At 74.4% G+C, this 13,172-nt stretch carries 12 protein-coding genes; 9 read left to right on the forward strand and 3 right to left on the reverse strand.

Features of this window, described 5'->3' with window-relative positions:
• Window positions 1–128: 128 nt before the first annotated feature.
• Window positions 129–902, reverse strand: coding sequence for a hypothetical protein (locus ACQP10_RS06670; protein ID WP_433541054.1), 774 nt, complete (start codon window positions 900–902; stop codon window positions 129–131).
• A gap of 318 nt (window positions 903–1,220) precedes the next feature.
• Between ACQP10_RS06670 and ACQP10_RS06675 the strand changes: the two genes are divergently transcribed.
• The 6 genes from ACQP10_RS06675 (at window position 1,221) to ACQP10_RS06700 (ending at window position 6,134) form a co-directional block, all read left to right on the forward strand.
• Window positions 1,221–1,865, forward strand: a complete 645-nt coding sequence (locus tag ACQP10_RS06675; protein WP_346021924.1) for an HAD family hydrolase — start codon at window positions 1,221–1,223, stop codon at window positions 1,863–1,865.
• Between the two features lie 193 nt (window positions 1,866–2,058).
• Complete coding sequence (locus tag ACQP10_RS06680) at window positions 2,059–2,565, forward strand: DUF6912 family protein (RefSeq protein WP_346022138.1); 507 nt, start codon at window positions 2,059–2,061, stop codon at window positions 2,563–2,565.
• A gap of 217 nt (window positions 2,566–2,782) precedes the next feature.
• Window positions 2,783–3,418, forward strand: coding sequence for an HAD family hydrolase (locus ACQP10_RS06685; RefSeq protein ID WP_433541055.1), 636 nt, complete (start codon window positions 2,783–2,785; stop codon window positions 3,416–3,418).
• 173 nt (window positions 3,419–3,591) lie between these two features.
• A complete protein-coding gene (locus tag ACQP10_RS06690) occupies window positions 3,592–4,308 on the forward strand; it encodes an HAD family hydrolase (protein WP_346022139.1) in 717 nt (238 codons plus the stop codon).
• Window positions 4,309–4,452: 144 nt separating this feature from the next.
• Window positions 4,453–5,238 (forward strand): MerR family transcriptional regulator, encoded by a 786-nt coding sequence (locus ACQP10_RS06695; RefSeq protein ID WP_346021926.1) that lies wholly within the window; start codon window positions 4,453–4,455, stop codon window positions 5,236–5,238.
• On the forward strand, window positions 5,235–6,134 hold the full coding sequence (locus ACQP10_RS06700) for a hypothetical protein (RefSeq protein ID WP_433541056.1): 900 nt from the start codon (window positions 5,235–5,237) through the stop codon (window positions 6,132–6,134). The genes ACQP10_RS06695 and ACQP10_RS06700 overlap by 4 nt, the downstream gene beginning before the upstream one ends.
• A gap of 102 nt (window positions 6,135–6,236) precedes the next feature.
• Here the strand turns inward: ACQP10_RS06700 and ACQP10_RS06705 are convergent, their stop codons facing one another.
• Entirely contained in the window at window positions 6,237–7,784 is a 1,548-nt protein-coding gene (locus tag ACQP10_RS06705) for a penicillin-binding transpeptidase domain-containing protein (RefSeq protein ID WP_399499926.1), read from the reverse strand.
• Window positions 7,785–7,890: 106 nt separating this feature from the next.
• Here ACQP10_RS06705 and ACQP10_RS06710 point away from each other — a divergent pair, with 106 nt between their 5' ends.
• The 3 genes from ACQP10_RS06710 to ACQP10_RS06720 all read left to right on the forward strand — a co-directional run bounded on the left by ACQP10_RS06710 (window position 7,891) and on the right by ACQP10_RS06720 (window position 11,794).
• Entirely contained in the window at window positions 7,891–8,811 is a 921-nt protein-coding gene (locus ACQP10_RS06710) for a LysR family transcriptional regulator (RefSeq protein ID WP_346021929.1), read from the forward strand.
• 53 nt (window positions 8,812–8,864) lie between these two features.
• Window positions 8,865–9,716: a serine hydrolase gene (locus ACQP10_RS06715; protein WP_346021930.1), complete on the forward strand. Its 852-nt coding sequence runs from the start codon at window positions 8,865–8,867 to the stop codon at window positions 9,714–9,716.
• Between the two features lie 95 nt (window positions 9,717–9,811).
• Window positions 9,812–11,794 carry an acetoacetate--CoA ligase gene (locus ACQP10_RS06720; protein ID WP_346021931.1) on the forward strand — a complete coding sequence of 661 codons (1,983 nt, stop codon included), beginning with the start codon at window positions 9,812–9,814 and terminating at the stop codon, window positions 11,792–11,794.
• A gap of 180 nt (window positions 11,795–11,974) precedes the next feature.
• Here the strand turns inward: ACQP10_RS06720 and ACQP10_RS06725 are convergent, their stop codons facing one another.
• Window positions 11,975–12,625 (reverse strand): GNAT family N-acetyltransferase, encoded by a 651-nt coding sequence (locus ACQP10_RS06725; protein ID WP_346021932.1) that lies wholly within the window; start codon window positions 12,623–12,625, stop codon window positions 11,975–11,977.
• Window positions 12,626–13,172 lie beyond the last annotated feature (547 nt).

Here is a 13,172-nt window from a genome sequence, read left to right on the forward strand (position 1 = left end):
TGGCGTCGCGTCCCGCGCCGCCGCCCCCCGGACGTCCCTCCGGTGTCCTCCGGACGCCCCGGCGGTGTCCTTCCGGCGGGCACCGCCGGGATTCCCGGTGTCCTCCCGTGCCGGCGTGCCCGCCGCCGTCACCCGGAGGCGCCCTCCGCGCCCGCGGCCCGGGCGGTCCGCGACGCGGACCGGGTGGCGGGCGAGGCGGCTCCGGCGGCCCCGGCGGCCGGGGAGGCCGCCTTGGCGGCCGCGGCGGTGGACCGGGTGGCCCGCGCCGTGCCGCCGGCGGCCGAGGTGGCCCGGGTGGCCCGGGTGGTCCGGGCGGTGCCTCCGGTGGCCCGCGTGGTGCCGCCGGTGGCGCGGGTGGTGCCGCCGGTGGCGCGGGTGGTCCGGGTGGCCCGGGTGCGCGTGGTGCCCGCCGTACCGGTCGTCCCGGCGCCCTCGGCGGGGGTGCTCACGGAGCCCGGCCCGGAGGCCGGGACGGGCGGCGCGGAGGGCGAGGCGGCCCGCTCCCTGCGGGCACGCTGGGCGATCACCGTTCCGACCCCGATGGCCGCCGCCACCGGCCACTCGATCAGTCCCGCGACCGCGAGCGCGCCGAGCCCGCCGTAGTAGACGAGCCGTTCCGGCGGCGGGAGGAGGGACCGGGCCGTGTCGACGGCGTGGCCCGCCTCCTGCCGGTTGATGTGCGGCAGGTGCATGTGCGGGGGACGCAGCTGCACGGTCAGCATGGGCAGGTTCAGCGTCAGCGCGTGGCCGTCCGTGCTCTGCTCCGCGGTCCCGCGCTGCTCCGTCGTCCGGCCGGTCGCCGCGGGCTCCGGCGCCGTCGCGGCGGAACCCGCCGTCGCGCGGCCGCGTGACGGCCGGGACGTCCGGCTCGACGTCCGACTCGACGTCTGGCTCACTGTCATGGCCCCTCCTGGACGGAGTTCTGAGGAAACGGTCAAAACAAAACCCGCAGAAGCCTCATCAGGCCATCTACGTGCTGTTTCATGGGCATGCCGCCATTCCCATAGCGTTCCTCCCGCGGCGCTTCCGAAACGCTTTATGCCTGGTCAGATGGGTGTTCACCACGCAAAGCCATCGGCATTCCACGCTCTTTCCGGAAATATAAGGAAGAGGCGACGGAGAGGGTGTTTCGCCCTCCGGTGATCAGGGGGAGGATAGGACCCCCGTTGGCTTCGTCCGGATACGTCCTAATCTGGAGCCGATGCCGAGAAGGAGGCGGGATGCTCAAAGGTGTGCTCATCGACTGGGGCGGGGTGCTGACGACGAACCTGTCCGAGGCGATCACCGACTGGATCGTCGCCGACCGGATCGACGCCGACCACTACCACGGCGTGATGCGTGAGCTGGTGCAGCACGCCTACGAGGGGTCGGGGCCGGCCGAGAACGTCGTGCACGCCCTGGAACGCGGGGAGATCTCCGGGCCCGACTTCGAACGCTCCCTGGCGGCCATGCTGATCACGACGGACGGCGTGCCGCCGGCCGCCGAGGGGCTGCTGGAGAGGATGTTCGCCGGGTTCCTCCGGATCGAACCGATGTACGACATGCTCCGCGCGGCGCGCGCCGCGGGCCTGCGGACCTGCCTGGTCTCCAACTCCTGGGCCAACGAGTACCCCCGCGACGGCTGGGAGGAGTTCTTCGACGAGGTCGTCATCTCCGGCGAGGTCGGCATGCGCAAGCCGGAGCCGAGGATCTTCGAGCACGCCCTGGGCCGGGTGCGCCTCACCGGTGAGGAGTGCGTGTTCGTCGACGACATCGAGGCCAACATCGTCGCCGCCCGCGCGCTGGGCATCGTCGGCGTGCACCACCGGGAGGCGGAGGAGACCATCGTGGAGCTGGAGACGATCCTCGGCGTGCCGCTGCGCTGAGATCCCCACCGCGTCCTCACGGCGTCCTCACGGCGTCCTCACGGCGTCCTCACGGCGTCCCCACTGTCCCCACAGTGTCCCCCGCCGCGTCCTCGCCTCGCGCCGCGTGCGGCCCGGCCGTCCGGGCTGGCACACTCGATGGGTGATCGGCGCCGCACCGGCGCCGGTGTGGGATGAACAGATCGAGGCATGGATGCGCGTCTACCTGCCCTGCACGCTTCCGGCGCTGGCCCGCGTGCTCTCCGAGGGCGAGCTCGGCCCGGCCCCGCTGACCGGCTACGCGGTCACACCCGCGCTGGTCGAGTGGTACGCCTCGGGTGACACCGAGGAGCTGGAGTACATCGCCCTGACCGACGCCGCCCGGGCGTCCCTGCGGATGCTGGCCGCCGACCGCGCCGACGGGGTCAAGGCGGCCGCGCGCCGGGTCGTCGTCGCCGCCGAGGTGCCGGACGACGAGGTGAGCATGGGCGCGGAGCCGGAGGAGCGCGCCCGGGTACGGCTCGCCGCCGCGGTCCCGATGACGCGGATCGCCGCGGTCCACGTGGACGAGGAGGCCGCGGCGGCGGACGTCGAGGCCGCGATCGCCGCGCTGCCCGAGGCCGACCGCGGGGACGAGGACGCGCGGTTCACGGTGGACGGCGCCGAGGCCCACGAGCTGCTGTGGTACGCCACCCAGGAGATGCCCGACCTGCTCGGCTGACCCCGCGCGGCGCTCTCCCCGTCCGCGCGCTCCGGAGCCGGAGTGGGTTCGCGCGGCGGCCGGGTGGGCGGGGCCGGACGGCGCGACGGCCCCGGGGCCGGGGCCGGGCGGCGCATGCCCGGCGTCGCCGGGACACGCGAATCACGCAGGTCACGCAGGTCACGCGGGCCCCACCCGGCGCGGCCGTGTCGTCCTGGAGGGCTACGCTTGTGCGGCTATGACGAAACACATTGTCTGGGACTGGAACGGCACGCTCTTCCACGACATCCACGCCGTGGTGGAGGCGACGAACGCGGTCTTCGAACCCCACGGTCTGGCCCCCTACGACGTCGAGGGCTTCCGGGCGGTGTACTCCCGCCCCATCTGGACGGCCTACGAGCGCATGCTCGGCCGCCCCCTCCTCGACGGCGAGTGGGAGAGGCTCGACTTCGAGTTCCACGAGCACTACCACCGGCTGATGCCGGAGTGCGGTCTCGCGGCCGACGCGCTGTCCGCCCTGCGGAGCTGGGAGGAGTCGGGCGGCGGGCAGTCACTGCTGTCCATGTGGGCGCACGACCGGCTGGTGCCCAAGGTGACCGAGCTGGGGATCGCCCGGCACTTCCTGCGGATCGACGGCCTGCTCGCCGGCTTCGGCAGCCGCAAGGCCGAGTCGATGGTGGCGCATCTCGCGGCACTCGGCGTCGATCCCACCGACGTGCTGGTGATCGGCGACAGCCTCGACGACGCGCACGCGGCGCAGCACGTCGGGGCGCGGGCGGTGCTCTACAGCGGCGGCGTGACCGGCAGGGCGGCCCTGGCGACCTGCGGCGTCCCGGTCGTCGACACCCTCGCCGACGCCCTCGACCACGCCTGACGCGCGCCGGGCCGTACGTCCCCGGTCACGCCCGACGCCCCGCCGGGCCGCACATCCTCGGCATCGGGAGGGGCGCGGGCCCGGCGGCGGCCGTACCCTTGGCATCCGTACCACCGGCGTCCGCGAGCCCCCGCCCCGGCGGCGTCCGCGACCCCCACCCCCGGGAGGCCACGATCAACCGCCTGGTTCTCTGGAACATCGACCTCACGCTGGTCGACGTGTCCATCGTGACCCGCGACGCGTACGCCGAGGCGTTCCGCCGGGTCACCGGCCGTCCGCTGGTCAAGCTGACCCAGCACAACGGCCGCCCGGACTCCGAGATCGTCTTCGAGATGCTCGCCCTGAACGGGGTCGTCGCCACCGACGACCACCTGCCGGCGTTCCTCGACGCGCTGGCCGTCGCCTTCGCTGCCCGGCGCGGCCTGCTGACCCGGGACGGCCGGACGATGCCCGGCGCGGCCGACGCGCTCAGGGCCGTGGCCAGGCTCGACGGCACCGTCCAGTCGGTGCTCACCGGCACGATCAAGAGCAACGCCGTGCACAAGCTGACCGCCTTCGGCCTGGACCGGCACGTCGACTTCGAGGTCGGCGGCTACGGCGAGGAGGTCTACCCCAAGGCCACCCTGCTCCAGGTCGCCCAGGGCCGGGCCAAGGTCAAGTACGGCACGGCCTTCGACGGCGGCAACACCGTGCTGATCGGCGACTCGGCCCGCGACGTCCAGGCCGCCCGGATCGCCGGGGCCGCGATGATCGGCGTCGCCACCGGCCGCTCCCTGCCGGCCGAGCTGCACGAGGCGGGCGCCGACGTGGTGCTGCCCGGCCTGGCCGACCCCTCAGAGGTCGTCGCCGCCGTGGCCGGCCTCACCTCCCCGTCCCGTAAGGCCGGCTGAGCCACGGGGCGTTCCGGGCCGCGCCGTGTCGGGCCGCGAACCGCCGTTCCCGGGTGCCCGGGGTGTTCTCCGGGGTCCTCCGTCCCGCCCGGGACGGAGGCTCCGCGTTGACCTTGTCGCGACGTCAACGTTTCTAATGGCGGTATGAAGATCGGCGAACTCGCCGCGCTGGCCGGGGTCTCCACCCGGACGGTGCGTCACTACCACCGGATCGGCCTCCTTCCCGAACCGGAGAGGCTGACCAACGGCTACCGGGACTACCGCCTGCGTGACGCGATCGCCCTGGCCCGGGTGCGGAGGCTGGCCGAGCTGGGGCTGTCCCTGGACGAGATCCGCGACGTGCTGGCCGACGACCGGGGCCGGGACCTGGAGGAGGTGCTGGCCGAGCTGGACGCCGACCTCGCCCGGCAGCAGATGGTGATCGCCGACCGGCGCGCCCGGCTGGCGGCCCTGCTGGCCGACCCCGCCGGCCTGCACCCCGACGCGACGGTGTCCCCCGGCGTCGCGGAGGTGCTGCGCGGCTTCCCGGCCGGGGAGTCGGCGCTCGCCGACCTCGACCGCGAGTTGCTGGCGCTGCTGGACACCGCGGTCACCCCGGAGGGCCACGAGCGGCTGCTCGGCCTGATGCGCCCGCTCACCGAGCCGGCCGCCGCCGCCCGGTGGAGGGCCGTCTACGAGCGGCTCGACGAGCTGGCCGAGGCCGACCTCGGCGATCCCCGTGTCGCCGAGGTCGCCGCCGACGTGGCGGCCTGCATTCCGGGCGAGGCGGCGGCGATGGCCGCGGCCATGGGCGACCTCGCCTCCACGGAGGCGGAACGGTGGCTGCGGACGCTGTACGCCGAGGTGTCGCCTGCCCAGGCCGAGGTGTTCCGGCGGGCCGTCGTCATGATCGCCCGGGAATCCGAGGAGAAGCCCGTGGAGGGACGATGACGCTCCGGATCGCGCGTGCCGCACTGCTCGCCGTACCGGCCGCCGAGCTGGTGCTCGCGGTGGCGCTGCTGTCGGGAGCGCCGCTGCCGGTCCCGGTGGTCGTGGCGGCGGAGGGGCTCATCGCGGCGGTGTTCACATTGGAGGCGGTGACCTTCGTCCGGCTGTTCCGTGACGAGCGCCGCCGCGGCGCGGGCCGCCGGGCCGCCGCCCGGGAGGTCGCGCGCCGGCTGGTACCGGAGCCGGTGCGCAGGTTCATCGGGTTCGAGGCCCTCAGCATGGCCTCCCTCGCGCTGTGGGCGGCGCGCCGCCGCGACGGCGTCCCACCGGGCGCGGTCGCGGTGCCGTACGCCCGGGGGCAGTTCTCCACGGTCCTGCTCCTGCTGTTCGCGACGGTGGTGGAGGGGACGGCCGTGGAGCTGATGCTGCAGGGCGGGAGCGTGCCGTGGGCGGTGCACCTGGTGATGCTCGCGCTGCACGTCTACTCGGTCGTCTTCCTCCTGGCGTTCGGCGCCGCCTGCGCCACCCGGCCCCACGTCGTCTCCGATCGTGAGCTGCGCGTCCGGTACGGGGTCTTCTTCGACCTGCGCGTCCCCCGCGAACTGATCTCCTCGGTACGGCGGGCGTCCGGCTACGGCGAGTCCGGCATGGTGACCGTGAAGGACGGACGACTCGGCGTGGCGGTCTCCTCCCAGACGAACGTGGTCGTCGAGCTGGCCGAGCCCGTCGTCGCGGTCCGCCCGTTCGGCCGCCGCGCGGAGGTCCGGGTGATCCGGTTCTTCGCCGACGACCCCGCCGCGGCCCTGGCCGCCCTGCGCCCGCCGGTTTCCGGCCCGGCCCCCGGGGCGGGCCGGAAACCGGTGCGGGACGCGGCCCGGCCGGACCCGGCGATCCCGTGACCCGGCGGCCCGGAACGCCGGATCCGTGATCGGAGAACGCCGGATCCGTGATCGGAACCGGTCGGCGGCCCGCCACCCGGAACCCCGGTCCGGCGGTCCGGTTCAGGGCGAGGCGAGGCCGTTGAGGAACCGGGCGGCGATCGGGGCGGCCACCGCCGCTCCCTCGCCGGCGCCCTCCACGATCACCGAGAACGCCAGGTCGCCGCGGTAGCCGATGAACCAGGAGTGGGTGGGCGGCTCCTTCCCCGAGCCGAACTCCGCGGTCCCGGTCTTGCCCGCCGTACCGGAGGGGAAGGAGACCCCCTTGGCGGTGCCGTCCGTCACCACCGCGGGCATCAGCGTGCGCAGCGCCCGCACCACCGCGGGCTCCAGCCTCCTCGGCTGGGCGGCCGGCAGCAGGGCGGCGTCCACGAGGCGGGGCGGGCGCCAGGAGCCGTCGGCGATGGCGGCGGCGACGGTGGCCATGTTCAGCGGGCTGGTCAGGACGCGGCCCTGCCCGATCGCGGCCGAGGCGAGGTCGGTGTCGTCCTTCGGGGCCGGGAACTGCGCCCGTACGGCGGGCACCCCCGGGTCCACCGGCCCGCCGAACCCGAAGCTCGCCGCGACCGAGGACAGGCGCTCGGCGCCGAGCCGTTCCACGCTCAGCGACCCGAACGTGGTGTTGCACGAGTGCGCGAACGCCGCCCGCAGCGGCACCGTGCCGAAGTCCTCGAAACCGGCGTTGTGGAAGGCGTAGCCGCCGATGTTCCGCTCGGCGGGGCAGCCGACCGGCTGATCGGCCGTCATGCCGCCCGCGACCAGGGCCGAGGCGGTGACCACCTTGAAGGTGGAGCCGGGCGGGTAGTGGCCGAGCAGCGCCCGGTTGAACCCGCCGGGCTGGTTGGCCACCGCGAGGACCTCACCCGTCGAGGGGCGCAGCGCGACGAGCGAGGCGGGCTTGGTCACGCCGTCCATGGCGTCGGCGGCGGCGCGGTGCACCCGCAGGTCGATCGTGGTGGTCAGCTTCCGGCCCGGCCGCGCGCCCGCGGTGGCGAGCGTGGTGACCCGTTCGGCGTCCCGCACCAGGTCCACCCGGCCGCCGGAGGAGCCGGTGAGGCGGGCGGCGTACCTGTCGGCGAGCCCCTCGACGAGCTGCTGCACCGAGCCGGGCGCGGAGGGGGTGTCGATCCTGGTGCCGTCGGCGGCCAGGATCGGCGCCCGCTCGGGCCGGGACGGCACGGCCTTGATCCGCAGGCCCGGGCCGAGGCGGGGGTGGATCGCCGTCGGGGTCCACCGCACCCGCCAGGCCCGCTCGTGCTCGACCACCCGCAGTGACCCGTCGTAGGACCAGCGCACCGGGCCGTCCAGCGTCGCCCGGAACCGGACCGTGGAGCCGTCGGCGTCGTCGGCGTCGTCGCCCCCGGTGACCCGGAAGGCGGCCCCCGACATCTTCAGGTCCGACCGGAAGCGGGTGTACCAGCGGTCGAAGTCACCCGGCGGGTCGACGGTCAGCGCCCGCATCGCCCGGTAGTCCTGCCGGGTCCAGGCGGCGAGGAAGTCCCGGGCGGTGTCCTCGGGCGACCCCGGCGTGCGCAGCAGCCACACGCCCGCGCCCGCCGCGGCGGCGGCCAGCGCGACCGCGGCCGCGCCGTACCTGTATTTGTTCCTCATGGCTCGTCCCCCTGTCTCGCAGGTCGAGGAGACCAGAGGCGTCCCAGCGATGTCCAATATTGATATCTGCTGCTGATCTATAGCGAAGCCGATATGATCCCTGCTCATGGACATCGTCCGCCATCTGCGCTACTTCACCGTCGTCGCCGAGGAACTCCACTTCGGCAACGCGGCGATCAGGCTCGGCATGGCCCAGCCGCCGCTCAGCCAGCGCATCCGGCGGCTGGAGGACGAGCTCGGCGTGCGGCTGTTCGACCGCTCCGCCCGCCAGGTGCGGCTGACCGAGCAGGGGCGGCTGCTGCTGCCCGAGGCACGCGAGATCGTGTCGCGGGTGGAGCGGCTGCGCGAGCTGGCCGGGCGCGGCGAGGGCGCGGTGCTGCGGGTGGGGGTCCTGCCCGACCTGGGGTCGGCGGTGATCGCGGCGCTCATCGCCGGGTTCCGGGAGCGGGCCCCCGACGTACGGCCGGCGCCGGCGGAGATGTGGAGCGCCGACCAGGTCGCGGCACTGCTCGACGGCACCCTCGACGTGGGCGTGGTCCGGCACCCGGTGGCCGTGCCGGGCCTCCGCTTCGGCCCGGTGCTCGTCCAGCGTCCCGGCGTGGTGCTGGCCGAGTCCGACCCGTTGACGGCGTCGGCGTCGGTGCACCTGGCCGACCTGGCGGGGCGGCGGCTGGTGCTCTACCCTCACGAGCCCGGACTGCACGAGGAGACGCTCACCGAGTGCCGCCGCCACGGGTTCGTCCCGGAGGAGGTCCACGAGGCGCAGACCCTCGGCCTGGTCATGGCGGGCACGGCCGTCGCCTTCGGGCCGCAGGTCGCCCTTCCCGGGCTGCGCTGGAGGCCGCTGCTGGGCACCCCGCTGACCTGGCAGGTCTCCACCGCCTGGCGCGGAGAGCCCGGGGAGGCTGCCGTAGCCTTCGGTGCGGTGGCGGTACGAGTGCTGAAGGAGAACGCCGGGATGACGGACGACGGAGTGGCGCCGGCCCGGCGGGTGCGGGCCCGCCCCGCCTCCGGGTTCCTCGCTTGACCTCCGCCCGTCCCGGCCCCGGCGACCGGGCTTCCCTCGCCCAAGGAGATTCGATGACCGGCCTCGGCACCCTCTTCCGCTCCGCCGGGGTGACGGGCTTCCTGCACGCCGTGGACGTCGACACCGGCGCCGAGGTCGCCCACGACGCCGACGACGCCGTGGTCACCGCCTCGATGTTCAAGGTGGCGCTGCTGGTGGAGTTCTTCCGGCAGACGGACCGGGGGCTGCTGGACCCGGCCGAGCGGGTCACGGTCATGGCGGACCGCCACACTCCCGGGGCCACCGGAGTGTCGGCGATGTCCGACGACGTGACGATGTCCCTGCGCGACCTGGCCTACCTGATGATGGCGGTCAGCGACAACACCGCCGCCGACACGCTGATGGACCGGGTCGGTCTGTCGGCGGTCAACACCATGCTCGCCGGTCTGGGGCTGACCGGCACACGGGTCGAGCACGACTGCCGCGGGCTGTTCGCGAGCATCGTCGAGGACTCCGGGCAGGAGGAGATGCCCACCGACCCCGCCGTGCTGGCACGGCTGCGGGCGCTCGACCCCGCGCGCACCAACCGCAGCACCCCGCGCGAGACGACGCGGCTGTTCGGCATGATCTGGCGTGACGAGGCGGCCTCGCCGCGGTCGTGCGCCGCGATGCGCAGGCTGCTCGGCCTGCAGGTGTGGCCGCACCGCCTGGCGGCAGGCTTCCCCTACGACGACGTCGCGGTCAGCGGCAAGACCGGGACGCTGCCCACGATCCGCAACGAGGCCGGCGTGGTGGAGTACCCCGACGGCGGGCGTTACGCCGTCGCCGTCTTCACCCGCTCGTACGGCACCGCCCACAACCAGCCCCGCGCCGACGCGGTGATCGGCGCCGCGGCGCGGGCCGCCGTGGAACGGCTGCGCGGCTGAGCGGCTGAGCCACGTGGCCGGCGCACACCCCGTGCCCGGCCGGTGTGTGCGCCCGGGGGATGACATTCGGGCGGGCCGCCGACAGGATGGGGACCATGGTTGAGGAAGGTGCGCTGCTCTGGGAACCCTCCCCGGAGGTCGTGAGAGACGCCAAGGTGACCCGCTACATGGAGTGGCTCGGCCGGCCGGGCGACTACGACTCCCTGTGGCGGTGGTCGGTGGACGACCCCGCCGGGTTCTGGACGTCGGTCTGGGACTACTTCGAGGTGGCCGGCGAGCGCGGCGACGGGCCCGTGCTGTCCGGGACGATGCCCGGCGCGGAGTGGTTCGCCGGCTCGACGCTGAACTACGCGGCCAACGCGCTGCGCCGCGCCGCGTCCGACCCCGGCCGCCTCGCGGTGGTGGCGCGCGACGAGACCGGTGAGCGCCGGACCCTCACGCTGGGGGAGCTGGCCGGTGAGGTCGCGCGGGTCCGCGCGGGCCTGGCCGCGCTGGGCGTCGGCCGGGGCGACCGGGTCGCCGCCTACGCGCCGAACGTGCCGGAGACGCTGATCGCCTTCCTCGCCACGGCCTCGCTGGGGGCCGTCTGGTCGTCGTGCTCCCCGGACTTCGGGGCCTCCAGCGTGATCGACCGGTTCACCCAGATCGAGCCGAAGGTGCTCATCGCGGTGGACGGCTACCACTACAACGGCAGGCGGTTCGACCGCTCCCAGGTCGTGCGGGACATCGCGGCCAAGCTGCCGACCCTGGTCGCCCGGGTGCGCGTCCCCTCCCCGGGCGCGCCCGCCGGAGCCGGGACGCCCGCGACCGAAGCGTCCGGTGAGGGGACGCCCGGCGCCGCCGGGGACGGCGGGCGGGTGATCGGCTGGGCGGAGCTGCGGGCCGCCGAGGGGCCGCTCGACTTCGAGCCGGTGCCGTTCGGCCACCCGCTGTGGATCGTCTACTCCTCCGGTACGACCGGCCTGCCCAAGCCGATCGTGCACGGCCACGGCGGCGTGGTGCTGGAGCACCTCAAGGCGCTCTCCTTCCACCAGGACCTGGGCGAGGACGACGTCTTCTTCTGGTACACCACCACCGGCTGGATGATGTGGAACTACCTCGTCGGCGGCCTGCTGGTCGGCGCGACGGTGGTGCTCTACGACGGGTCGGCCGCCCACCCGGGCACCGACGCGCTGTGGCGGCTGGCCGCCGAGGAGGGGGTGACGTACTTCGGCGTCGGCGCGCCGTACATCGTGACCTCGATGAAGGAGGGGGTGCGGCCGGAGGGGCTGGAGGCGCTGCGCGGCGTGGGCTCCACCGGTTCGCCGCTGCCGCCGGAGGGGTTCGCCTGGATCGCCGAGGCGCTGCCCGCGGTCCAGCTCGGCTCGTTCTCCGGGGGCACCGACGTCTGCACCGGCTTCGTCGGGGCGGTCCCGCTGCTGCCGGTCCGCGCGGGCGTCATCCCGTGCCGCTGCCTGGGCGCGAAGGTGGAGGCGTTCGACCCGTCGGGCCGGCCGGTGATCGGTGAGGTGGGCGAGCTGGTGCTGACCGCGCCGATGCCCTCGATGCCGGTCATGTTCTGGAACGACCCGGACGGCGCCCGCTACCGGGAGAGCTACTTCGCCGACTACCCCGGCGTCTGGCGGCACGGCGACTGGATCAAGATCCTGCCGGACGGCGGCTGCGTGATCTACGGCCGCTCCGACTCCACCCTCAACCGGGGCGGCGTGCGGATGGGCACCAGCGAGTTCTACCGGGTGGTGGAGCGCTTCACCGAGATCGCCGACAGCCTGGTGATCGACACCGGCCAGCTCGGCCAGGACGGCCGGCTGCTGCTGTACGTCACCATGGCCGAGGGGGCCGAGCTGTCCGGCGACCTGCTGGCCAGGCTGCGCACGGCGCTGCGCGAGGAGCTGTCCCCCCGGCACGTGCCGAACGAGGTCATCGAGGTCCCGGGCATCCCGCGCACGCTCAGCGGCAAGAAGCTGGAGGTGCCGGTGCGCAAGATCCTTCTCGGCGTCCCCGCCGAGAAGGCCGCCAACCTCGACGCCATGGCCAACCCGGAGGTGCTCTCGCACTTCACGCCGAACGAGGACTGACGCGGATCGCTGAAGCACGGCTCGGCGAGCCGTGCTTCAGTGGTCCGCCCGCCACGGAAAGCGATGATTCCGGGCCGTCTCCCCGGCCGCGATCCGGAGCCGGACGGCCTGGCCTTCTTCGCCGGAGGGACGGCGGGCCGAGACGACGTTCGGGGCGGTCAGCGGCCTCCCACCGTACGGTCAGCGGCTCTCCGCCGTACGGTCGGCGCCGAACAGCGGCAGGCAGGGCTCCAGGCCGTGGATCGCGATGTCGTCCCGGGCGGTCCAGGCGTCGCGGGCCAGGCGCAGCCGGTGGAGCTCGGCGGCCTCGCCTCTGCGGCTGCGGATCTCCACGCCGTCGGGGACGTAGCCGAGCTTGCGGGAGACCCCGAGCGAGGCGAGGTTGTCGGCGAACGCGCCCGAGAGGGCGTGGCCGGCGCCGAGGCCCGCGAAGGCCAGGTGCAGCACGGCGGCGCGCATCTCGGTGCCGATGCCCCGCCCCTGGAACCGGCGGCCGATCCAGGAGCCGGTGTCGACCTGCCGGGTGACGGCGAAGTCGGTGGCGCCGATCTCCTGGGTGCCGACGACCTCCCCGTCCACGACGGTGACGAAGGAGCAGCTCCACTTCTCCGGAGTCCACGCGCCCCACTGCCGGAAGTGGAAGGCGACGGTGCTCCGCGCCCGCTCGTCGGGCTCGGCGTCGGTCCACGCGAAGAGGAACGGCATGACCCCGGGGTCGTGGACGCCTTCGGCGGCGAGGCCGGCCAGGGCGTCCAGGTCGTCGAGGGACGGGAACCGCAGCTCCAGGCGAGGGGTGGTCACCCGCAGTCCGAAAAGGGGCCAGTTGCGCATTTCCCGATGGTGCCAACCCGGACGGGTGGCGATCCACCCGTTTTCGGCGGACCCCCGGCTCCCGCGATCCGCTCCGCCACGCCGTACGGCCGGCGGGACGGCCTGCCGGAGCGGCGAGGGCCGGCCCGGGCCGCCGGTGATGCGCGAACCTCGCGAAGACACCCGCCCGGGGCCCTACCATGGGGAGAGAGCGGGGGCTTCCCCGCCGCCCGGACCGCACGAGGCACCCCCCGGCGTCCGGCCGGACCGCTGCGGCGGCCCGCCGGAGCATCGACGCCACGTTGACGTTTCCTGGCTTTTCGGGTGATATGCAGGGCGGCGGCATGTTCTGGTCAACGGGGACCGGAACACGTGGCCGCTGGAGGTGTTGTGCCGCGGGCCATGCCCGGTGGGCGGAGTTTCGGTGGGCGGGGGGCGCGGTGTCGCCGCCTCATCCAGGCCACCCTGTGCGATGCTTTCCTCACCGCCCCCATTCGGCGGGGACCGTCCCTCCCGCACCACGGGACCGCCGGTCCCGCCCCGGCGACGGCGGCTTCCATGCCGACGA

Origin of the sequence: Streptosporangium sandarakinum, assembly GCF_050942225.1 — a bacterium.
Lineage (GTDB): Bacteria > Actinomycetota > Actinomycetes > Streptosporangiales > Streptosporangiaceae > Streptosporangium > Streptosporangium nondiastaticum.

Coding starts and splice junctions, on each gene's coding strand:
- ACQP10_RS06710 (WP_346021929.1), top strand. CDS start 7,891: ATGGACATCGTCCGCCATCTGCGCTACTTCACCGTCGTCGCCGAGGAA.
- ACQP10_RS06670 (WP_433541054.1), bottom strand. CDS start 902: ATGACAGTGAGCCAGACGTCGAGTCGGACGTCGAGCCGGACGTCCCGG.
- ACQP10_RS06685 (WP_433541055.1), top strand. CDS start 2,783: ATGACGAAACACATTGTCTGGGACTGGAACGGCACGCTCTTCCACGAC.
- ACQP10_RS06715 (WP_346021930.1), top strand. CDS start 8,865: ATGACCGGCCTCGGCACCCTCTTCCGCTCCGCCGGGGTGACGGGCTTC.
- ACQP10_RS06705 (WP_399499926.1), bottom strand. CDS start 7,784: ATGAGGAACAAATACAGGTACGGCGCGGCCGCGGTCGCGCTGGCCGCC.
- ACQP10_RS06700 (WP_433541056.1), top strand. CDS start 5,235: ATGACGCTCCGGATCGCGCGTGCCGCACTGCTCGCCGTACCGGCCGCC.
- ACQP10_RS06720 (WP_346021931.1), top strand. CDS start 9,812: ATGGTTGAGGAAGGTGCGCTGCTCTGGGAACCCTCCCCGGAGGTCGTG.
- ACQP10_RS06725 (WP_346021932.1), bottom strand. CDS start 12,625: ATGCGCAACTGGCCCCTTTTCGGACTGCGGGTGACCACCCCTCGCCTG.
- ACQP10_RS06695 (WP_346021926.1), top strand. CDS start 4,453: ATGAAGATCGGCGAACTCGCCGCGCTGGCCGGGGTCTCCACCCGGACG.
- ACQP10_RS06675 (WP_346021924.1), top strand. CDS start 1,221: ATGCTCAAAGGTGTGCTCATCGACTGGGGCGGGGTGCTGACGACGAAC.
- ACQP10_RS06680 (WP_346022138.1), top strand. CDS start 2,059: ATGCGCGTCTACCTGCCCTGCACGCTTCCGGCGCTGGCCCGCGTGCTC.